Origin of the sequence: Burkholderia sp. MSMB2157WGS (assembly GCF_001532755.1) — a bacterium.
Lineage (GTDB): Bacteria > Pseudomonadota > Gammaproteobacteria > Burkholderiales > Burkholderiaceae > Burkholderia.
The window spans coordinates 67,768-88,027 of sequence record NZ_LPJG01000041.1 but is presented as its reverse complement, the minus strand read 5'-3'; the positions used below and the strand labels follow the sequence as shown (position 1 = coordinate 88,027).

General features: G+C 67.3%; 17 protein-coding genes and 1 pseudogene. 11 read left to right on the top strand and 7 right to left on the bottom strand.

Annotation, left to right across the window (positions count from 1 at the left end; genetic code table 11):
• Positions 1-606 precede the first annotated feature (606 nt).
• Positions 607-2,976, top strand: a complete 2,370-nt coding sequence (locus tag WT53_RS26315; protein WP_155294479.1) for a hypothetical protein — start codon at positions 607-609, stop codon at positions 2,974-2,976.
• Between the two features lie 142 nt (positions 2,977-3,118).
• Complete coding sequence (locus WT53_RS26310; RefSeq protein WP_052100355.1) at positions 3,119-3,892, top strand: hypothetical protein; 774 nt, start codon at positions 3,119-3,121, stop codon at positions 3,890-3,892.
• A 97-nt stretch (positions 3,893-3,989) separates the two neighbouring features.
• Here WT53_RS26310 and WT53_RS26305 read toward each other — a convergent pair whose 3' ends face one another.
• Together WT53_RS26305 and WT53_RS26300 are read right to left on the bottom strand one after the other, a co-directional pair.
• Positions 3,990-4,961, bottom strand: a complete 972-nt coding sequence (locus WT53_RS26305; protein WP_034208303.1) for a LysR family transcriptional regulator — start codon at positions 4,959-4,961, stop codon at positions 3,990-3,992.
• A 175-nt stretch (positions 4,962-5,136) separates the two neighbouring features.
• Positions 5,137-6,111: a GlxA family transcriptional regulator gene (locus WT53_RS26300; protein WP_034208304.1), complete on the bottom strand. Its 975-nt coding sequence runs from the start codon at positions 6,109-6,111 to the stop codon at positions 5,137-5,139.
• Between the two features lie 118 nt (positions 6,112-6,229).
• Here WT53_RS26300 and WT53_RS26295 point away from each other — a divergent pair, with 118 nt between their 5' ends.
• The 4 genes and pseudogenes from WT53_RS26295 (at position 6,230) to WT53_RS26285 (ending at position 10,804) form a co-directional block, all read left to right on the top strand.
• Positions 6,230-6,913 carry a DJ-1/PfpI family protein gene (locus tag WT53_RS26295; RefSeq protein ID WP_034208305.1) on the top strand — a complete coding sequence of 228 codons (684 nt, stop codon included), beginning with the start codon at positions 6,230-6,232 and terminating at the stop codon, positions 6,911-6,913.
• A 59-nt stretch (positions 6,914-6,972) separates the two neighbouring features.
• Entirely contained in the window at positions 6,973-7,284 is a 312-nt protein-coding gene (locus WT53_RS26290; RefSeq protein ID WP_034208306.1) for a cupin, read from the top strand.
• A 30-nt stretch (positions 7,285-7,314) separates the two neighbouring features.
• Positions 7,315-7,452, top strand: a pseudogene (locus tag WT53_RS34250) (LysR family transcriptional regulator); the annotation flags it as partial.
• A gap of 244 nt (positions 7,453-7,696) precedes the next feature.
• Entirely contained in the window at positions 7,697-10,804 is a 3,108-nt protein-coding gene (locus tag WT53_RS26285; protein ID WP_034208307.1) for a transglycosylase domain-containing protein, read from the top strand.
• 45 nt (positions 10,805-10,849) lie between these two features.
• On the opposite strand, the gene WT53_RS26280 is transcribed toward WT53_RS26285, so the two are convergent.
• A complete protein-coding gene (locus WT53_RS26280; protein ID WP_034208308.1) occupies positions 10,850-11,197 on the bottom strand; it encodes a GFA family protein in 348 nt (115 codons plus the stop codon).
• A 148-nt stretch (positions 11,198-11,345) separates the two neighbouring features.
• Between WT53_RS26280 and WT53_RS26275 the strand changes: the two genes are divergently transcribed.
• Complete coding sequence (locus WT53_RS26275) at positions 11,346-11,591, top strand: DUF1272 domain-containing protein (RefSeq protein WP_034208309.1); 246 nt, start codon at positions 11,346-11,348, stop codon at positions 11,589-11,591.
• Positions 11,592-11,618: 27 nt separating this feature from the next.
• Here WT53_RS26275 and WT53_RS26270 read toward each other — a convergent pair whose 3' ends face one another.
• On the bottom strand, positions 11,619-12,302 hold the full coding sequence (locus tag WT53_RS26270; RefSeq protein ID WP_034208310.1) for a FadR/GntR family transcriptional regulator: 684 nt from the start codon (positions 12,300-12,302) through the stop codon (positions 11,619-11,621).
• Positions 12,303-12,448: 146 nt separating this feature from the next.
• Here WT53_RS26270 and dgoD point away from each other — a divergent pair, with 146 nt between their 5' ends.
• On the top strand, positions 12,449-13,597 hold the full coding sequence (gene dgoD / locus WT53_RS26265; protein WP_034208311.1) for a galactonate dehydratase: 1,149 nt from the start codon (positions 12,449-12,451) through the stop codon (positions 13,595-13,597).
• Between the two features lie 175 nt (positions 13,598-13,772).
• Here dgoD and WT53_RS26260 read toward each other — a convergent pair whose 3' ends face one another.
• Positions 13,773-14,705 carry a CopD family protein gene (locus WT53_RS26260; protein WP_034208312.1) on the bottom strand — a complete coding sequence of 311 codons (933 nt, stop codon included), beginning with the start codon at positions 14,703-14,705 and terminating at the stop codon, positions 13,773-13,775.
• Positions 14,706-15,083: 378 nt separating this feature from the next.
• Between WT53_RS26260 and WT53_RS26255 the strand changes: the two genes are divergently transcribed.
• From WT53_RS26255 to WT53_RS26245, 3 genes are all read left to right on the top strand, one after another.
• A complete protein-coding gene (locus WT53_RS26255; protein ID WP_034208313.1) occupies positions 15,084-15,848 on the top strand; it encodes a c-type cytochrome in 765 nt (254 codons plus the stop codon).
• A 19-nt stretch (positions 15,849-15,867) separates the two neighbouring features.
• On the top strand, positions 15,868-17,166 hold the full coding sequence (locus WT53_RS26250; protein WP_034208314.1) for a cytochrome c: 1,299 nt from the start codon (positions 15,868-15,870) through the stop codon (positions 17,164-17,166).
• Between the two features lie 137 nt (positions 17,167-17,303).
• Positions 17,304-18,740, top strand: a complete 1,437-nt coding sequence (locus WT53_RS26245) for a DEAD/DEAH box helicase (protein WP_034208315.1) — start codon at positions 17,304-17,306, stop codon at positions 18,738-18,740.
• Here WT53_RS26245 and WT53_RS26240 read toward each other — a convergent pair.
• Together WT53_RS26240 and WT53_RS26235 are read right to left on the bottom strand one after the other, a co-directional pair.
• On the bottom strand, positions 18,734-19,240 hold the full coding sequence (locus WT53_RS26240; protein WP_034208316.1) for a hypothetical protein: 507 nt from the start codon (positions 19,238-19,240) through the stop codon (positions 18,734-18,736). The genes WT53_RS26245 and WT53_RS26240 overlap by 7 nt on opposite strands.
• A gap of 70 nt (positions 19,241-19,310) precedes the next feature.
• Positions 19,311-20,138, bottom strand: a complete 828-nt coding sequence (locus tag WT53_RS26235; RefSeq protein WP_034208317.1) for a ferritin-like domain-containing protein — start codon at positions 20,136-20,138, stop codon at positions 19,311-19,313.
• Between the last annotated feature and the right edge of the window lie 122 nt (positions 20,139-20,260).

The window sequence follows — 20,260 nt, the reverse complement described above, 5'->3', positions numbered from 1 at the left end:
TAGAAATATATTTGTCTATCGATTTTAATTTCTCTCGATGATCAACAAAAACCAACGGAGAAATACGCCACAACCACCCTACCCGGTGCCGACGCAAGCGAGAGACCAGCTGCACCGCAAACGATACTCGGCCCACGAATTGACATGGCTTAGCGACTCGCCAATTTCCGATAATTGCGGAGCTGAAACCGAGACAACCCCATGTTTTAATTCTATTTTGGGGTGGAATCATAATCCGCAGGTCCGGGGTTCGAATCCCTGATTCGCCACCAAATGCGAAAAGCCGCTGTTTCGAAAGGAACGGCGGCTTTTTTCATTGCTGCATGCTTCAACGCCGCCCTCATCTGTCGATGAACGCCCAAAGGCACGATCGCGCGCGTCCGGTCTAGCGGGTTCCGGAATCGCGATGCGCATATCTGCATCGACCGGCATGAACCGTTCTGGCGTGCCGTGACCTCCATCCACGACCCGTTTCCTTCCCCAAGTTTGTCGCTCCCGCGGCGCGATCGTCGACCAGGCGGCCCTCCACCGGCGTCTGCAGGCGACGAGCGAGATCGCGAACCGCACAGCCCGTGAACCGGACACCATGAAATTCGTTCGAGACCGATGTGCGACTCGTACTCGCCGATACGGGCAATCCAGATCGTCGATGCCGGCATACGGCGATACCAAGCGGCCGCTATTTTAATAGCGCGCGTAATGGCGGCCGCATGCCACGCCACGAGCACGAAGCCGCGCTTAGAATCGGAACCTCCCAATATCCGCCGCATCCGGGCAAAAACTGTGAAAAACCGCCTCGCATGCTTCCTACTGGGCCTGATCGGCGCAACGATTCCGCTCGCCTGCTCAGCCGCCCCTATGCCGGCCACCACCGTCGACGGCATGCAGTGGCGATTCGTGCAGTTGCATAACACCGGGCACGACGATGACTACGAGGTCGCCGCCCGTCGCGATGAACAGGTTCTGGTCTGGGACAACGGCAAGAACCGGCAAGCGTATGCGGGAACCGTGTACCTGCTGGTATCCGCCCCGTTCGATCAGGTGCAGCCGCGGGTGCAGGGCGTGCTGCAACGGACGAGCCCCGTGACGGGCCGTGTCGACAACTGGCAGTTGCAGAACTTGCCGCCCCCGTGGGACAAGGTGCTGTTGTCGCGCCGGCCGGACCTCCGTACGGCCATCGCCGAACAGGCGGTCATGCCGAAGCTGCAGCAGGCGCTGCAACAAGGTGCCATCACCCGTCCTGAACTGGACTGGCGCATGGATCATGCTCGTGCGCGCGTCGACCGGCTGTCCCAGGGCTCCCGCGTGCCTGCGCTTCAGGCCACCTATACGTACTGGGATGCTCGCCAGGATCACAGCGACGGCATCACCGGTCAGTACCGGAGCACGCTGTTCGTCAGGGTGCAGGATGCAAGCGCCATCTTCGGGCATCCAGCGACGATCGTTCAGTTCGGTCGCAGCGATACCCGGCCCAATCCCGACTACAGCCTGTGGAAGGCACTGACGCTGCAGGACCTGGACGTGTTCAGCGGCAACCGGACCCAGTCCAGCAGGACAGGCATATCGGTCGTCCCGGCCGACGTGTTCACGGCATTGACCGATGCGCTGTCCGCGATGCCGGGCAAGCTGGAAATCGCCGCGTCGCCGGCCGCATGGCAGTTGCCCTCGACACCGTCGATACCGGCCCCTGCGATCAACCTGGCGGTACCGGACCCAAGTGCCCCGGTGCTGAAGCCCCGGCTCATCCGCTGGGACACATTGGTGACCGATCCGTCTCAACGCACGCTGCTGTATCCGCATGACATCCTCGGCCTGCCGGACGGCAGCATGCTGTTCAGCGCCCAGGTGAGCGACAGCCGCGGCTGGAACGAGTACGTGTGGCGGCTGCACGAAGTCGATGGTGCGTTGCGTGCGGACGAGGTCTGGCGAGGCAAATCCGGCCCGCGACGCATGATGATCAACGGCGACGGCAACGCCGTCTGGTTCGACGGCCAGCCGGACACCGACGGCAAGCCATGCCTGTACCGCTATGACGTCACGAGCCGCAAGGTCGATCGTCATGAAATCGTCTGGCCGAACGAAACCAGCTGGCGTGACTATCAGATGAGCGATCTGCACTGGATCCTCGCAGACGATCTGCCGGCCAATTTCCGGCACGACATCCGGCATGGCGAGCAGGCGTCCAACCCGCTCGGCTCCGAGTACCTGACCGTGCAGCGGCCGGCGTCGGCGCCATCGGGTACCGACGATCCATGGCCATTCGTCACCACGCTGTCGGCAGTACGCCAGTCGCTGATGGACGACATCAACGGCGGCGGCAATCCACTGATCTGGCCGGTACGCTGGCGACCTTCCGGGAGCTACTGGACGGAGGACCCGCAGGGGCTCGCCGAACTGGATGCCCGTACCGGCCGCACGCTGCGCGCGATCGCGCTGCCCCAGCGCTTCGGCTCGCCGAATCCCGACAACGCCACCGGCATCGCACAATGGGTACCCGAGCCGCTCGGCTCGCCGCAGGGTCAATGGATTGCGACCGGCTTCGTGCTGCTGCTCGACGACGACGGCAGCATGCCGCCGCCGGTCAAGTATCCCGGCCCGAAACGCGCCCGCTTCGTCGGCATGCACGTCGTGGATCTCAAGAGCGGCCACGTGCTGTCGGCGCTGCTTGGCCCTGCCGACGACTTCAAGGCCGCCGCGCGTTCGGCGAACGGGCGCTTCCTTGCAATGGGCACGACCTCGACCGCGGGCAGCAGGACGCACCGTGTCGCGCTCTGGGAGGTCGCACAGGGCCGGACGCCCGTGCAGCTCGACGCGTCGTCGTTACCGACGGACAACGAGATCCGCGCGCTGGCCTTTTCGTGGGACGGTTCGGCACTGTGGGCGCTGGGCACGCACGAACTGCTGCTGTGGCAATTGCCCGCTGCGCTGCGCGATCACGCGACGCGACGCGCTGTGCCGGATCAATCCCGCAATTGAGGCGATGATCTCACCCGGCGAGCGGCGCCGGCTTCCGCCATCTGCGAAAATCGGCATCGCGTTCGACCGCCCGGGCCGCCGTTGGCTCCCATGGCCGAAATCCGCCGTTGCCGAATCGACAATGACAATAACCGAGGGCTAGATGAAGGACCGTAACGAATCGACAAGCGACAAGCGCCGTGGACGCGCGAGACGACGCTGGCTGATAGCCGGTGTCGCAGGCGCGGCGGCCGTGCTGATTGGCATGCGCGTCATTCCTGCGCGAGACGACCTGGACAAAAGCAAGATCGACGCGATCCTGAAGGTCGCGCTCGCCGACAAGAACACCGTTCCGACCGACGCCTGCGTCAGCCTGGCCGGCGCCGAACTTCCCGCTGACGTCAACGCGAAGGATTTGCTGAGAGTCGATGGCGTGGTGAGAAAAGACGTGCAGGCATTGATCGACCGCGGCCTGATTACCGTGAAATTCAATGCAGGCAAAGGGCGGCCGACCGTGAGGAACCCGGACTACGAGTCGCGCGACACCCATGTCCCGTTGAGCCATATCGCTCTAACCCCGTTCGGAAAGACGTTCTACCGGTATCGGGAATTCGAAACGACCGACGGATCGGTTCCCGGTGGGCGGGCGCTACACATGGTGAACTTGTTCTGTGCACACGTGACCTACGGTGGCGTCGCGAAATTCATGGAGCCTTCCAAGAACCCGTTCGACGACAATCCGCACCTGGTCTCGTGGGTCAATTTCCGATGGAAACCGGATCGGCAAGCGACACCGTGGCTAACCGATCCGGATCTCCTGGACGCCCTGTCGTTCTATCCCGAGCAGGACGGCTGGGCGAACCGGGGAATTCTGCTCGAACGGGACGACAACGGACATTGGGCGCTCGGCGACAATCCATACACGATCCGCTGGTAGGCGCGGCATAAGACGTGGCGGCTTGGCGCCCGACGATCGACGGGATGAGGCAATTCACGGCATGCCTCATCGCTTTCGTCCATACCCGGTCGCCACCTTACGCCGCCACCACCTTTTTCTGCGGCTTCGCTTGCACCCCCACCTTCCCCCGCCAATTCTCCCCACCCTCCAGCGCCGGCGTCGACTCGAACACCTCCGCGATCCAGTCGGCGAACACGCGCACCTTCTGCGACAGATGCCGGTTGTGCGGATACACGATCGAGATCGGCTTCGGCTTCGGATTGCAGTCCGGCAGCACCTCGACCAGCGAGCCGTCGAGCAGGTTCGGCAGCACCATGAACAGCGTCGGCTGGATCATCCCGAAGCCTTCGAGCCCGCACGTCACGTAGGCATCCGAATCGTTGACCGTGACGCTGCCGTTCATCCGCACCTCGAACGGCTTGCCGTCGATCATGAACACCCACGGAATCGCCCGCGCACCGTGGCTCGAACGGAAATTCACCGCATGATGATCGACGAGATCGGCAATCTCGTTCGGCTCGCCGTGACGGGCGAGGTAATCGGGCGACGCGCACGTCACGCGCTTCAGCATCCCGATGCGCCGCGCGACCATCGACGAATCCTCGAGCGGCCCGACCCGGATCATGCAGTCGATGCCTTCCTCGACCGGATCGACGTAGCGGTCGGACAGCCCCAGTTCGAGCGTGATGTCCGGATAGCGCTGCCGGAAGATCGACAGCGACGGCAGCACGATGCGGCGCCCGAGCGAACTGGGCATGTGGACGCGCAGCACGCCGCTCGGCTTGCGGTTGCCGGCCTGGAAGCTCGCGTCGGCCTCGGCGATCTCCGCGATGATCTTCATGCAATGCTCGTAGTACGCGGCGCCCTCCGGCGTCAACGACAGCCGGCGCGTCGTCCGGTGCATCAGGCGCACGCCGAGCAGCGCCTCGAGATTCTGGATGATGGTCGTCACCGACGCACGCGGCATCGCAAGCGTGTCGGCCGCCCGCGTGAAGCTGTTCGCGTCGACCACGCGGGTAAAAACTTCCATTGCCTGGATGCGGTCCATGCTGCTTCCCCCTTCGAATCGCCAACGGAACAGAATAGAGCGCGCGGCGGGCGCGGCACAAGCCCCCGCCCATTGTTCTCCGATCCTGAATAGTTTCGACGCTTCGGACTGGAAACCGACCGGTTTCCGTTCAGTTCCGGGCGCCGCCGCGCCGGCCCCGCTCAGCCGCCGTACGTTACCGCACGAACCGCTCGCGATACGCCTGCGGCGACACGCCGAGCACGCGCACGAAACTGCGCCGCAGCGTCTCTTCGGAACCGAAGCCGCAACGCCCGGCAATCCGCTTGACGGGCCACGCCGTTTCGCCGAGCAGGCGTTGCGCGGCCTCGACGCGGATCTGCTCGACCGCGCGCGCGGGCGTGCGGCCGGTCTCCGCGCGATAGTGGCGCACGAAGCTGCGCTCGCTCATGCTCACGCGTTCGGCGAGCGCGGGCACCGACAGGTCGGCCGTCAGGTGCTCGGCCATCCATGCGTGCAGTTCGCCGAACCGGTCGGCGGTGCGCTGCATCGACAGCATCGTGCTGAACTGCGCCTGCCCGCCCGGGCGCTTCAGGAACACGACGAGTTCGCGCGCGACGTCGAGCGCGGTCGCCCGCCCGAGATCCTCCTCGACCAGCGCGAGCGCGAGATCGATGCCGGCCGTCACGCCGGCCGACGTCCACAGCGCGCCTTCGCGGATGAAGATCGGGTCCGGCTCGACGCGCACGTTCGGGTAGCGCGCTGCGAATTCGTCGCAGCGCGCCCAATGCGTGACCGCGCGCCGCCCGTCGAGCAAGCCGGCCTCGGCGAGCAGGAACGCGCCGGTGCAGACCGACGCCACGCGCCGTGCGCGTCCGGCCTGCTGCCGCACCCACCGCACCACCTGCGCATCCTTCGACGCCGCATGCACGCCCTTGCCGCCGGCGACGATCAGCGTATCCGGATGGCGCGCGGCCGCGCGCAGCGACTCGGCCATCACGACGAGGCCCGACGAGGTCTCGACGGGCCCCGCTTCGACGGCCACGACGCGCGGCGCATACGGCGCCGGCTGCCCGCGCTCCAGCGCGAGCTCGTTGACCGACGCGAACACCTGCAGCGGCCCCGTCACGTCGAGCAGTTGCGCACGGGCAAACGCGAGGATCAGGATCGAACGCGGGGCGGCGGCAGGCATGGCGATTGGCTGAAAACGTGGGTGATATGGCAATTTCGCCAAACACTACGCGCCTAGAATCGATCTGTCCATCCCGTGCCGAACGGCGCACGTTCCCTTCCCCTCACGGAGCCTTCGCATGACCCTGCATATCGGCCTTCTCGTCTTTCCCGGCGTCCAGCAACTCGACCTCACCGGCCCGCACGACGTGCTCGCGTCGCTGCCCGACGCGGCCGTCCATCTGGTGTGGAAGTCGCGCGACGCGGTCGCGTCGAGCAGCGGCCTCGCGCTCGCGCCGACCTGTACGTTCGACGACTGCCCGCCGCTCGACGTGATCTGCATCCCCGGCGGGATCGGCATCAACGAACTGCTGCTCGATGCCGAAACGATCGCGTTCGTGCAACGGCGCGCGGCCACCGCGCGCTACGTGACGTCGGTCTGCACGGGCTCGCTGCTGCTCGGCGTGGCCGGCCTGCTGCGCGGGCGGCGCGCGACGACGCACTGGCGGTTCCACTCGCTGCTCGAACCGCTGGGTGCGATCCCCGTGCGCGAGCGCGTCGTGCGCGACGGCAACCTGGTCACGGGCGGCGGCGTGACGGCCGGCATCGATTTCGCGCTGACGATCGCCGCCGAGCTGGTCGGCGATGAAGAAGCGCAGGCGATCCAGCTGCAGCTCGAATACGCGCCCGCGCCGCCGTTCGACGCCGGCTCGCCCGACACCGCGCCGGCCGCGGTCGTGGCGCGCGTCACCGAGCGTTCGGCGGCCGGCTTCGCGAAGCGCAAGCAGATCGTCGAGCAGGCGCTGCGCGCCACGTCGCGCTGAATGCGGATGGCGGAAAAATCACGGAAAAACGGCGCACACGCGTGCCGGAGAACACATCGATGAACATCATCCGGAGCACCGCATTCACGGCGGACCGCGCGTGGGGCGCGCTCGATATCGCGAATCTGAACGGCATCACGGTGCGGCTGCACTGGACCGACCAGCCCTATCGCTGGCATGTGAACGACGGCGAGGAGGTGTTCGCGGTGCTCGATGGCCGCGTCGAGATGCGCTATCGCGACGCAGGCGTCGAGCACGCGACGGTGCTCGAAACGGGCGACCTCTTCCACGCGACGGTCGGCACCGAGCACGTCGCGCATCCGCTCGGCGTCGCACGCATCCTCGTGATCGAGACCGAAGGCAGCGTCTGACGGCAGGCGCGCGCGCATCGATGCCGCGACGACGGCCGGCTGCTCGCGCTGCTGCCCGGCTATCGGCTCGAGTCCCTCGAGATGAACGTCGCGTACCCGAGCCGCCGGCACTTTCCGCGCAAGGCCCGGCTTTTCGTCGATCACCTGATCGACCATTTCGTCAGTTGAATGAACGACGAAATCGCGCACCATTTTTCACGCCGACTCGCCGTCGCCCGCCCGCCCCTCGCACCGCCGGGACGGCCCGCCGGCAGGCACTCGACGGCCACAGGCCCGTCGCTCGGCCGGGATGGGCACGCCTGTTGCGCCGGCGCATCTCGGTAGTCGACGCCCTTGGCAGCCCGCCGCGGAGGACTACACTAATCCTTAATGGGGTGCGGCCGGATAACCGCGCCCTCAGGGAGACGCCGCCATGAATCGGCCGCTGAATCGCATCCTGCCGCGCGTGACCGGTCCGGCATCGGTCTGGACATGGGTCAAGTGGTCTTTGCTCGCCGCATTGCTGATCGCGGTGGCGATCGTCGCGCGGCTCGTGCAGACCGAGATCGAAACGTCCCGGCTGCAGGCGCACTACCTGTCCGAGCTCGCCCGCGACGTCGGCTACACGGTCGAAGCGGGGCCGAGCGATCACATCCGCTTCCCCGCCGACGGCCCGTACGACCGGCGCTTCGGCTACGCGATGATTCCCGCGTTCCAGCAGCGGCTGCTCGCTCGCGGCTTCGTCGTCAGCGAACAGGCGCGCGATTCGCAGCGGATGTTGTCGCTCGGCCAGCGCGGGCTGTTTCTCCCTTACGAAGAGAAAGACCAGACGGGCTTGATGCTGTTCGATTCGACCGGCTCGCCGCTGTTCGCGACCGTGTTTCCGCAGCGCGTCTATGCCGACTTCGACACGGTGCCGCGCGTGATCGTCGATTCGCTGCTGTTCATCGAGGATCGCTACCTGCTCGATGCGAACGAACCGAACCGCAACCCGGCGATCGACTGGGGGCGCTTCGGCCGCGCGCTCGCCGACCAGGCGCTGCACGTCGTCAACCGTCACCAGGCGCGCCCGGGCGGCAGCACGCTCGCGACGCAGATCGAGAAGTTCCGCCATTCGCCCGAGGGCCGCACCGCGACGCCGCCCGAGAAGCTGCGGCAGATCGCCTCCGCGTCGGTACGCGCCTACCTGAACGGCCCGCAGACGATGCTCGCGCGCCGCACGATCGTCGTGCGCTACCTGAACTCGGTGCCGCTCGCCGCGCGGCCGCACGTGGGCGAAATCACCGGCATCGGCGACGGTCTGGCCGCGTGGTACGGGCGCGACTTCAACGACGTGAACCGCGTGCTGTCAGCGCCGACGACCGGCGACAACGTCGACCAGCAGGGCAAGACGTTCCGCGAGGTGTTGTCGCTGCTGATCGCGCAGCGCGCGCCGTCGTACTTCCTCAACCGCGGCTATCCGGCGCTGCAGAAGCTGACCGACAGCTACCTGCGGCTGCTGTCGAACGGCGGCGTGATCTCGCCCGCGCTGCGCGACGCCGCGCTCGCCGCGCAGATCGAACGCAGCGCGCCGCCGGCGGCCGCGCGCGTGCAGTCGTTCGTGTCGCGCAAGGCTGTGACGTCCGCGCGCGCGTCGCTGCTGTCGGCGCTCGGCATCGGCGACCTGTACCAGCTCGACCAGCTCGACCTGCAAGCCACCAGCACCCTCGACAACGGCGTGCAGCAGGCGGTCGCCCAGCGGCTCGCGCAGGCGTCGACGCGCGAAGGCGCGCAGGCCGCCGGCCTGTACGGTTTCGAGATGCTCGCGCCGAAGGACGACCCGTCGCATCTCACGTACAGCTTCACGCTGTACGAACACCGCAACGGCGCGAACCTGCTGCGCGTGCAGACCGACAGCGTGAACCAGCCGTTCGACGTGAATCGCGGCGGCCGCATCAACCTCGGCTCGACCGCGAAGCTGCGCACGCTGATCACGTACCTGCAGATCGTGGCCGACCTGCATGCGCGCTATGCGAACCTGTCGAACGCGGAGCTGGCGCGCGTGAAGCCCGATCCGATCGACGGGCTGTCGCGCTGGGCGCTCGACTACCTGTCGCATACGCGCGACCGCTCGCTGCAGGCGATGCTCGATGCGGCCGTCGAACGCAAGTATTCGGCGAGCCCGGACGTGTTCTACACGGGCGGCGGCGCGCAGGTGTTCTCCAACTTCGAGAAGTCGGACAACGGCCGCATCATGACGCTGCACGCGGCGTTCGAGCACTCGGTGAACCTCGTGTTCGTGCGGCTGATGCGCGACATCGTCCACTACGAGACGCTGCAGGCGGCCGGCCCGTCGTCGTCGTGGCTCGGCGATCCCGCGCAGCGCCAGCATTACCTGCAGCAATTCGTCGACGGCGAAAGCCAGGTGTACGTGAAGCGCTACTACACGCGCTATGCGGGCAAGGCGCCCGACGACGCGCTCGCGCTGATGCTGCGCGACGTACGCAAGTCGCCGCCGAAGATCGCGACGGTGCTGCGCAGCGTCGCGCCGAACGAATCGCTCGCGTGGTTCGATGCGCAGATGCGCGCGCAACTGAAAGGGACGCCGGCCGCGACGCTGTCCGACGACGATCTCGCGGCGCTCTATGCGAAGTACGCGATCGACCGCTTCAACCTCAACGACCGCGGCTATATCGCGAGCGTCCATCCGCTCGCGCTGTGGACGCTCAACTACCTGCGCGCGCACCCGGGCGCAGCGCTCGCCGACGTTCAGCGCGACAGCCGCGATGCGCGTTTCTACACGTATTCGTGGCTGTACAAGACCCGCTACCACGCGACGCAGGACCGGCGTATCCGCCGCATGGTCGAGCTGCGCGCGTATGCGGAAATCACGAAGTCGTGGCGCGCGCTCGGCTACCCGTTCGCGGAAGTGACGCCGTCCTATGCGGCCGCGATCGGCGCATCGGGCGACCAGCCCGACGCGCTCGCGAAATTGATCGGCCTGATCGCGAACGGCGGCCGGAAGGCGCCGACCGAGACGATCACGCGGCTCGATTTCGCGAAAGGCACGCCGTACGAAACCCGCTTCGTCCGCGCGGCCGCGCAGCCGCAGCCGATGCTGGCGCCGGAGATCGTCAACGTCGCGCACACGCTGCTGCGCGACGTCGTGCTCCACGGCACCGCGCGCCGCCTCGCGGGCGGGCTCACGCTGCCGGACGGCAAGACGCTCGACGTGTACGGCAAGACGGGGACGGGCGACCAGCGCTTCAACGTCTATGCGCGCGGCGCGCGGCTGATCGAGTCGCGCAAGGTCAACCGCAGCGGCACCTTCGTGTTCGCGATCGGCGACCGGTTCTTCGGCGTGCTGACGGCGACCGCACACGAGCCGTATGCGGCGCGCTACGATTTCACGAGCGCGATGGCCGTGCAGTTGCTGAAGTCGATGGCGCCCGCGCTCGCGCCGCTGATCGAACGCCCGGCCGACGCCGGCACGCGCACCGCCGGGCCCGCACCACAGGCGGAAACACCCGCGCCGAACGCGGCCGCCGTGCAACCGTCCTGATCCGATGGCGGCGCATCAGCGCCCGCGCCCGCGCCGGCGCGCCGCTCAGCGCGAGCGGCCGTCGTAGTGCGTGACGGGCAGCGCGTCGAGGTCGACGCCCTCGAGGCAGCGCACGTTGATCGCGGCCATCGCGGTGCCGTCCGGGTGGACGCCTTCGCCGAACGCATGAATCCCGCAGCGCTTGCAGAAGCGATGCCGGATCACGTGCTGGTTGAACATGTAGGTCGCCAGATTCTCGTCGGGCGTCAGCAGCTTCATGCGGTCGCGCGGCACGAACCACATCAGCGCACCCTTGCGCTGGCAGATCGAGCAGTTGCACGCCATCACGCCCTGCAGGTCGCCTTGCGCGTCGAACGTCACGTCGCCGCAGTGACAGCTTCCGCGATAAAGCATGGTCGTCTCCCGGTGCGGCCCGTGCGCGTCGCCGGCGCCCGGGCGGGACGCCGTTGGCCGGGCCGATCCAAACGCGTACAGTAGCGCTCGCATGCGCCGCACGCAATGTCCGGGCGGCGCCCATCCCTCACCGACCCAGGAGACCGTCATGCTCGAACTGCGCCCCGGCTGCGAATGCTGCGACAAGGACTTGCCGCCCGATTCGGCGGAAGCGCGCATCTGTACATTCGAGTGCACGTTTTGCGCGACCTGCGCGGACGACGTGCTGAAGGGCCGCTGCCCGAACTGCGGCGGCGACCTGGTCGCGCGCCCGCGGCGACCGGCGAGCCTGCTCGCGAAGTACCCGGCGTCGACGCAACGCATCCACAAGCCGGGCGGCTGCGCGAACGCCTGACGCGCGGCACCGGCCGCCCCGCTCCCGTCACGACGCTTCGATGCGCGCGCGCGTCACCGCGAGCAGCGTCGCCATCGCGCGGCGCGCGCCGTCCTCGTCGCGCACGCGGATCGCGTCGCTGACGGCCGTATGCTCGGCAAGCGACGCGTTGTACACGTCCGCCCGACGCGCGTTCAGTTGCAGTTGCGCCTCGAGCGTGCGATCGATCAGCGCACCGAGCGGCACCAGCAGTTCGTTGCCGCCGGCCTCCAGCACGCTCAGGTGAAAGCGCAGGTCGGCGCGTACCCATTCGTCGACGTTGCGCGCGGCGGCCATCGCGCGCGCCGCGCCCTCGATCGCGTCGAACGCGTCGGGCGTATGCGTGCGCGCGGCCAGCGCGGCCGCGTACGGCTCGATCATCTCGCGCATCTCCTGCAGCTTCAGCGCGAACGCGAGCGGCGGCGCGACGCGCGCATACCAGTCGAGCAGATCGGCATCGAGCAGGTTCCACGCACGGCGCGGCCGCACGCGCGTGCCGACTTTCGGCCGCGATTCGACCAACCCCTTCGACGTCAGCGTGCGCAACGCCTCGCGCATCACCGTGCGGCTCACGCCGTACATCTCCATCAGGTCGGGTTCCCTCGGCAGCAGCGATTCGGGCGGATAGTCGCCGCGCAGGATCGCGGTCGCGAGCCGGAAGGCCGTCTGTCCATGCAGGTCGCGTTGAATGATCGTTCTCCGTCGGGCGGGGTGCCCACTATCTGCACATTAATGCTATTAATACTATTTTTTATTCGACTACGCTAGGATAACCGCGAAAGCACGGATCGCGCGCCGCGTTCGCACGGCCGCACCGGTCAATCATGGAGACCCGCGTCATGAAAATCACCCGCCTCGAAACTTTCGTCGTCCCGCCCCGCTGGCTGTTCCTCAAGATCGAAACCGACGAGGGCATCATCGGCTGGGGCGAGCCGGTCGTCGAAGGTCGCGCGCACACGGTCGAGGCCGCCGTGCACGAACTGGCCGACTACCTCGTCGGCCGCGACCCGCTCCTGATCGAGGATCACTGGCAGGTGATGTACCGCGCGGGCTTCTACCGCGGCGGCCCGATCATGATGAGCGCGATCGCCGGCGTCGACCAGGCGCTGTGGGACATCAAGGGCAAGCATCACGGCGTGCCGGTGCACGCGCTGCTGGGCGGCCAGGTGCGCGACCGCATCAAGGTGTATTCGTGGATCGGCGGCGACCGGCCGAGCGACGTCGCGAACAATGCGCGCGCGGTCGTCGAGCGCGGCTTCAAGGCCGTGAAGATGAACGGCTCCGAAGAGCTGCAGATCGTCGACACCTACGACAAGGTCGAGCAGGTGATCGCGAACGTCGCGGCGGTGCGCGACGCGGTCGGTCCGCACGTGGGAATCGGCGTCGACTTCCACGGCCGCGTGCACAAGCCGATGGCGAAGGTGCTCGCGAAGGAACTCGACCCGTACAAGCTGATGTTCATCGAGGAGCCGGTGCTGTCGGAGAACGCCGAGGCGCTGCGCGACATCGTCAACCAGACCAACACGCCGATCGCGCTCGGCGAACGGCTGTACTCGCGCTGGGACTTCAAGCACATCCTCGCGGGCGGCTACGTCGACATCATCCAGCCGGACGCATCGCACGCGGGCGGCATCACCGAATGCCGCAAGATCGCGACGCTCGCGGAAAGCTACGACGTCGCGCTCGCGCTGCACTGCCCGCTCGGGCCCATCGCGCTCGCCGCGTGCCTGCAGCTCGACGCGGTCAGCTACAACGCGTTCATCCAGGAGCAGAGCCTCGGGATCCACTACAACCAGGGCAACGACCTGCTGGACTACCTGCGCAACCCCGAAGTGTTCCGCTACGAAGACGGCTTCGTCGCGATCCCGCAAGGCCCGGGGCTCGGCATCGACGTGAACGAGGAAAAGGTGCGCGAGATGGCGAAGACGGGCCATCGCTGGCGCAACCCGGTGTGGCGCCACGCGGACGGCAGCGTCGCCGAGTGGTGAGTGCAATGCGGATCGCGCGCGGCTGCGGCCGGCGCGGTACGCATCGACTTGAGTACGGCCGCCCGATGAACTGACAGGCGGCCGCTTTTACATGCGCGGCGAGCATGCCATGCATGGTGCACGCCCTTCGCGTCCCTGCATCGCGCTCTTGCATTGCGCCGCGTAGAAGCTGCCGTCAGCCGAGCGCCGCGAACCCCGGCACGCTGAACGACAGCACGGCCGCCGCGACGAATACGCCGATCATCGTCATCCCTTCGAGATGCAGGATGTTGCGGAACGTGTGCGCGTCCTCGGTCGACGCGGTGCGGCGCAGGCGCGGCAGCGCCGAGAAGCGGTTGAGCCCGCCGAGCACGAGCGCGAGCGCGACGAGCAGCAGCTTCAGCAGCAACACGCGCCCCCACGTACTGCCGTCGAGCGGCGCGAGCGAGCCGCCGAGCCCGCGGATCGCGTTGAGCACGCCGGTGCCGAGCACGAAGACGACCGCGACGATCGACGTACGCGACAGCTGCTGGCCGATGCGGATCAGCGCGCCGCGCGCGACCGACGATCCCAGCGCCGGCAGCACCGCGAGCCCGCCCGCGAGCACGAGGCCGCCCCATACGGCGGTGGCCAGCAGGTGCAGCGTCTGCACGCCGACCGCCGCGGACAGCACGCCGCTATCGGCCGCATGGCCGAGCGACGCCTTGCCGGCCGCGACCACGATCACCGCGAGCCACAGCACCGCATGCGCGAGCGGTCCGTCCGGCTTCGCGAGCGCGACGATCGCGAGCACCACCGCGCCGGCGAACGCGACGCTCCACGCGAAGCCCGTATGCGTCTGCATCAGCATGACGGGTATCGCGGCGAACGCGCCGCCGAGCCCCGCGCCGCTCATCGCCGCGGCCTCGTAGACGAGCCAGCCGAGATCGGCGAGCACCAGCGCCAGCGCCGCCGCGACCAGCGAATGTTGCGCACGCAGCCATGCGGGGTGCGACGGCGCGACGACCGGCCGCGCGCCGTCCTTGCCGAGCCACGCCTTGAGCAGCGCCGAGCCGACCGCCATCGCGAACGCCGCGTCCATCAGCGCCGCGAGCGCGACCTGACCGATCCACAAGCTGTCGAACTTCATCGCGCATGCCCTCCCGCAAGCGGCAGGCCGGCAGTGCGGCGGCAACGGGACGGACGGCGTGAGGCAGGCAACGGCACGGTAAGAAACGTCATCGATGAATCCGGAAACGGGAGTAATGACTGGACCTGCGGCGGAGGCGGCGCCGCGCGACCCGCGAGTGTACGGTCTTCGAGGGTGAAAGCGCACGCCGGTTCACTCGCGCGCGGCGCAATGCGCGTCAAATTGTCGCAAGTCGCAAACAGACAGGAACCGATGTCCTTTCGTCAAATAGCCGTCATTACCCATCGATGATAGAATGCCGCGTCGCAGCAGCCCGGCTGTCCTGCCGTCCATGCGCCGAGCCGATCGTAGCCCGGACAAGGTCCCCGACGAATAATCATGGAGTCTCGTGTGTCTTCAAGACGCCTCTTCCGTCCGCTGCTCGCCGTTCTGATGATCGGCGGCGCGGGCCTTACGAGCGCTGCCCAAGCGCAGACCAAGCCCACGGAGCAAGCGCACGCCCAGCAGGCGCCGCTCAAGGCACCCGATACCATGGCCGAGCGCGTGCGCGGCTGTACCGCATGCCACGGCGTTCACGGCCAGGGCACGGACAACGACTATTTCCCGCGGCTTGCCGGCAAGCCGGCCGAGTACCTGTACAACCAGCTCGTCAACTTCCGTGACGGCCGGCGCAAGTACCCGCCGATGAATTACCTGCTGACGTACCTGAACGACGACTACCTGCGCGAAATCGCCGAGCACTTCTCGGCCGAGCGTCCGCCGTACCCGACGCCGGCGAAGCCGACGCTGCCGGCCGCGACGCTCGCGCGCGGCAAGCAGCTCGTCACGCAGGGCGACCCGTCCCGCAAGCTGCCGGCCTGCGTGGCCTGCCACGGCGCAGGGCTGACCGGCATGCAGCCGGCGATCCCGGGCCTCGTCGGCCTGCACGCGGATTACCTGAGCGCGCAGCTCGGCGCATGGCGCTCGGGCAACCGCCACGCGAAGGCGCCCGATTGCATGCACGACATCGCCGCGAAGCTTTCCGACGAAGACGTGACGGCCGTGACCGCATGGCTCGCCGCGCAACCGGCGCCCGCCAACCCCGTGCCGGCTCCGGCGCGTTCGATGAAGACTCCGCTCGCCTGCGGCAGCGAACCGCAATAAGGCAAGGGAGACAGACACAATGAAACGCAAGTCCCTGTTTGCACTCTCGGCCGTCGCGATCATCGCGGCCGCCGCCCTCGTGCCGGTTCTGTGGCCGGGCAACGACACGCTGCACGGCGCCGCCGCCGTCGCGGCCACGCCGGCCGACCAGGCCGCGCTGATCAAGAAGGGCGAATACCTCGCGCGCGTCGGCGACTGTATCGCGTGCCACACCGTGCGCGGCGGCAAGCCGTTCGCGGGCGGCCTGCCGATGGCGACGCCGTTCGGCACGATGTACACGCCGAACATCACGCCGGACGACAAGGACGGCATCGGCAAGTGGACGTCGGACGACTTCTACCGCGCGATGCACACCGGCCGTTCGAAGGACGGCAGCCTGCTCTATCCGGGCTTCCCGTTCGCGAGCTACACGAAGGTCACGCGCGCCGATTCGGACGCGATCTACGCGTACCTGCGCTCGGTGGCGCCGGTGTCGGTGCCGAGCCGTCCGCACGAACTGAAGTTCCCGTTCAACAACCGCAACCTGCTGATCGGCTGGCGCACGCTGTTCTTCAAGGAAGGCGAGTACAAGCCGGATCCGACGAAGTCGGTCGAATGGAATCGCGGCGCGTATCTCGTCGAAGGCCTCGGCCACTGCTCGATGTGCCACACGTCGATCAACATGATGGGCGGCCCGGTGAACTCGTCGGCATTCGCCGGCGGCCTGATCCCGCTGCAGAACTGGTATGCGCCGTCGCTGACGAACGACAAGGAACTCGGCCTCGGCGACTGGCACGTGCAGGAGCTGTCCGACCTGCTGCAAGCCGGCGTGTCGCAGAAGGGCGCGGTGTTCGGCCCGATGGCGGACGTGGTCCACAACAGCCTGCAGTACATGACCGACGAAGATACGCGCGCGATGTCGACGTACCTGAAGTCGATCCCGCAGAAGGCCGAAGCGCCGAAGAACATGCAGTACGAGCCGTCGAAGCAGTTCGGCAACGCGCTGTTCGACCAGGGCAAGAAGATCTACGCGGACAACTGCGCGACCTGCCACGCCGAAAACGGCGCCGGCAAGCCGCCGGCTTATCCGCCGCTCGCGGGCAACCACTCGATCATGATGGAATCGGCCGTCAACCCGATCCGCATGGTGCTGAATGGCGGCTACCCGCCGAGCACGTTCAAGAATCCGCGTCCGTATGGGATGCCGCCGTTCGCACAGTCGCTGTCGAACCAGGAAGTCGCGGCGGTCGTCACGTATATCCGGATGTCTTGGGGTAACAACGGTACGCCGATCTCGCCGCAACAGGTGAGCGATCTGCGTTCCGCGCCGCTCGACTAAGAAGCGGCTCACACACACGGGGCGCGGCTGCGGGAAACCGCGGCCGCGCCCTTTTGCTTTTTGGCTGTTTTGCGATGCAGGTTTGCCGCGCGGGCCGCGCGACGCATCGCCGATCATAAAACTCAAGAGTGGTATCTATGTCTTTCGAATCTCTCGGCTTGGCCGAACCGCTGGTCAAGGCGGTCAACGAGCTCGGCTACACGTCGCCGACCCCGATCCAGCAGCAGGCGATCCCGGCCGTCCTCGGCGGCGGCGACCTGCTCGCCGGCGCACAGACCGGCACCGGCAAGACCGCCGGCTTCACGCTGCCGATCCTGCAACGCCTGCACACGTTCTATGCCGAGCACCGCGGCGCGAAGCGCGCGGTGCGCGCACTGATCCTCACGCCGACGCGCGAACTCGCCGCCCAGGTCGAGGAAAGCGTGCGCGCGTACAGCAAGTACCTGAAGCTGCGCTCGACCGTGATGTTCGGCGGCGTCAGCATCAATCCGCAGATCGATGCGCTCAAGCGCGGTGTCGACATCGTCGTCGCGACGCCGGGGCGCCTGCTCGACCACATGCAGCAGAAGACCATCGACCTGTCGGATCTCGACATCCTCGTGCTCGACGAAGCCGACCGGATGCTCGACATGGGCTTCATCCACGACATCAAGCGCGTGCTCGCGAAGCTGCCGCCACAGCGCCAGAACCTGCTGTTCTCGGCCACCTTCTCCGACGAGATCAAGGCGCTTGCCGACAGCCTGCTCGACTCGCCCGCGCTGATCGAGGTCGCCCGCCGCAACACGACCGCCGAGAGCGTCGCGCAGAAGATTCACCCGGTCGACCGCGACCGCAAGCGCGAGCTGCTCACGCACCTGATCCGCGAACACAACTGGTTCCAGGTGCTCGTGTTCACGCGCACCAAGCACGGTGCGAACCGGCTGGCGGAGCAACTGACGAAGGACGGCATCAGCGCGATGGCGATCCACGGCAACAAGAGCCAGTCGGCCCGGACGCGCGCGCTGGCCGAGTTCAAGAACAGCACGCTGCAGGTGCTCGTCGCGACCGATATCGCCGCGCGCGGGATCGACATCGACCAGTTGCCGCACGTCGTCAACTTCGACCTGCCGAACGTGCCCGAGGATTACGTGCACCGGATCGGCCGCACGGGCCGCGCGGGCGCGACCGGCGAAGCCGTGTCGCTCGTGTGCGTCGACGAGAAGCTGCTGCTGCGCGACATCGAGCGGCTGATCAAGCGCGAGATCCCGCAGGAAGTGATCGCGGGCTTCGAACCCGATCCGAACGCGAAGCCGGAGCCGATCCAGCAGCGCCGCGGGCAACAGCAACCGCGCGGCGGTGGCGGCAATCGCCCGCCGCGTGGCGGCGGCTCAGGCCAGCCCGCCGCGAAACGCGACGGCAACGCGCAACCGAAGGCGGCACCGCAGAAGGCCGCGAAGCCGCGCACGCAAGGCGGTGCCGGTGGTAACGGCGGCGGACGTCCGGCGGCCGGCGGCAACGGCGCCCGGCCGGCGAGCGGCAACGCCGCGCACGCGAACCGCAACCGTTCGTCGCGCAGCGGCCAGCGCGGTCACTGAAGCCGCGCGGCCGCGCGCCGCAGGTGCTCGATCTGGCGCTGCCAGCGTGCGAGCACCGCGACGCGCTCCCCTTCCAGCGTGAACGTGACACCCGTCGCGAGACGCGCATAGCCGACCCGCTGCGCATCGCCGTGCGCGATCGTCGCAGCGAATCCGGCCAGTCCGCCGAAGTCTCCGTCGAGCGGCGCCATCTGCAGTTGCGCCTGAAAGAACGCACCGTCCGCGACGAGCGTCAACGCGGCCGTGCGCCGTTGCGCGATCGCGCGCGCCGCTCGCGACTGCGGCCAGAGCGCGATCAGCAGCGTGCGCGCATCGCGTGCATAGATCTCGCCGACGCCGAGCAGCGTCGTGCGCAACTGGCCGTCGTCGGTCGCGACGATCAGCGACGCGGCGATATCGGCATGACGTTCGAGTGCGGTGCCGTCGAACAACGACACGACGGCGGACGGCCACGCGTCGAACGTCCATTGTTCGAGCGCGTGGCGATGGGTATCGGTCATGATGGCGTGGCCCCGGTGCGGGTCGGATGAGGATGCGCCAGCCTGCGCGCGACGGGCCGCGCCGCGGCGATCAGCGCAGGAAAACGTGCCGCGTGATCTTCGTGAGCGGATAGTGGACGCCCGGCTGGATCTTCGCGGGCAGATCGAGTGGCTTGAGCAGCATCTTCACGCACATGTCGGCCGACAGGTTGCGCCGCACGAGCCTGCTGATGCGCGCGGCGCGCTCGCGGTTGTATTGGCTGTCGCCGACGCGGTCCGGATAGCGGATCGCGAAGACGTGGCGCAGCGCGATCTCGGAATCCTCGTTCTTGATTTCCATCACGCGGCGCGCGAGGGCCCCGAGCACCGCGAGCCGGCCGTTGCCTTCGACCTGGTTGTACTTCTTGAAGAATTTGAAGAAGTGCTTGTAGTGGCGCACTTCGTCCGTGCGGATGTTGTCGGTGATTTCCTTCAGCACCGGCTCGTCCGAGCATTCGTTGATCGCGCGATAGAGCGTCGCCGTGCCCGTCTCGACGACGCAGCGTGCGACCATTTCGAGTGCGCGGGTTTTTTCGAACGCCTCGACCGAGCAGGTCTTCGAATACTCGGCAAAGAAATTCGCGAAGGCGGTATCCCAGTCGAACTCGGGCCACACGTGCGCGATGTACGCTTTCAGCGCGCGGCCGTGCTGCAATTCTTCGTGCTCCCATGCATTGTTGAGCCATGCGGAGACTTCCGGATCGTCATTGAAGAATTCGCTCAGATTGCTCGTATAGAGATCCGAGCCGCTTTCGATGAACGACGATGCGCACAGCAGCAACAACAGATCCTCGTTCGCGGCGGCACGCTGACGATCGATCCGGTTCAGGTCGATGTCCTCGATACGCCACGGCATCACATGCGTCGTTTTGGTGTCCATGGTGGTGCGCTCCCAGTCGTCGCGCGGAGGCCGGCCCATGCCCGGGGCACAGGCGCCAGCCGATCCGCAGGCGGCGTTTTACATGCGTTTATAGTGAGTCGGTCCGGCCGAACCATCCTGGC

Bases quoted from the DNA above. Each gene is read 5' to 3' on its own strand.
- WT53_RS26315 (WP_155294479.1), top strand. From the start codon at position 607: ATGTGCGACTCGTACTCGCCGATACGGGCAATCCAGATCGTCGATGCC.
- WT53_RS26285 (WP_034208307.1), top strand. From the start codon at position 7,697: ATGAATCGGCCGCTGAATCGCATCCTGCCGCGCGTGACCGGTCCGGCA.
- WT53_RS26245 (WP_034208315.1), top strand. From the start codon at position 17,304: ATGTCTTTCGAATCTCTCGGCTTGGCCGAACCGCTGGTCAAGGCGGTC.
- WT53_RS26300 (WP_034208304.1), bottom strand. From the start codon at position 6,111: ATGCCTGCCGCCGCCCCGCGTTCGATCCTGATCCTCGCGTTTGCCCGT.
- WT53_RS26250 (WP_034208314.1), top strand. From the start codon at position 15,868: ATGAAACGCAAGTCCCTGTTTGCACTCTCGGCCGTCGCGATCATCGCG.
- WT53_RS26295 (WP_034208305.1), top strand. From the start codon at position 6,230: ATGACCCTGCATATCGGCCTTCTCGTCTTTCCCGGCGTCCAGCAACTC.
- WT53_RS26260 (WP_034208312.1), bottom strand. From the start codon at position 14,705: ATGAAGTTCGACAGCTTGTGGATCGGTCAGGTCGCGCTCGCGGCGCTG.
- WT53_RS26310 (WP_052100355.1), top strand. From the start codon at position 3,119: ATGAAGGACCGTAACGAATCGACAAGCGACAAGCGCCGTGGACGCGCG.
- WT53_RS26255 (WP_034208313.1), top strand. From the start codon at position 15,084: ATGGAGTCTCGTGTGTCTTCAAGACGCCTCTTCCGTCCGCTGCTCGCC.
- WT53_RS26290 (WP_034208306.1), top strand. From the start codon at position 6,973: ATGAACATCATCCGGAGCACCGCATTCACGGCGGACCGCGCGTGGGGC.
- WT53_RS26280 (WP_034208308.1), bottom strand. From the start codon at position 11,197: ATGCTTTATCGCGGAAGCTGTCACTGCGGCGACGTGACGTTCGACGCG.
- WT53_RS26275 (WP_034208309.1), top strand. From the start codon at position 11,346: ATGCTCGAACTGCGCCCCGGCTGCGAATGCTGCGACAAGGACTTGCCG.
- dgoD (WP_034208311.1), top strand. From the start codon at position 12,449: ATGAAAATCACCCGCCTCGAAACTTTCGTCGTCCCGCCCCGCTGGCTG.
- WT53_RS26235 (WP_034208317.1), bottom strand. From the start codon at position 20,138: ATGGACACCAAAACGACGCATGTGATGCCGTGGCGTATCGAGGACATC.
- WT53_RS26305 (WP_034208303.1), bottom strand. From the start codon at position 4,961: ATGGACCGCATCCAGGCAATGGAAGTTTTTACCCGCGTGGTCGACGCG.
- WT53_RS26240 (WP_034208316.1), bottom strand. From the start codon at position 19,240: ATGACCGATACCCATCGCCACGCGCTCGAACAATGGACGTTCGACGCG.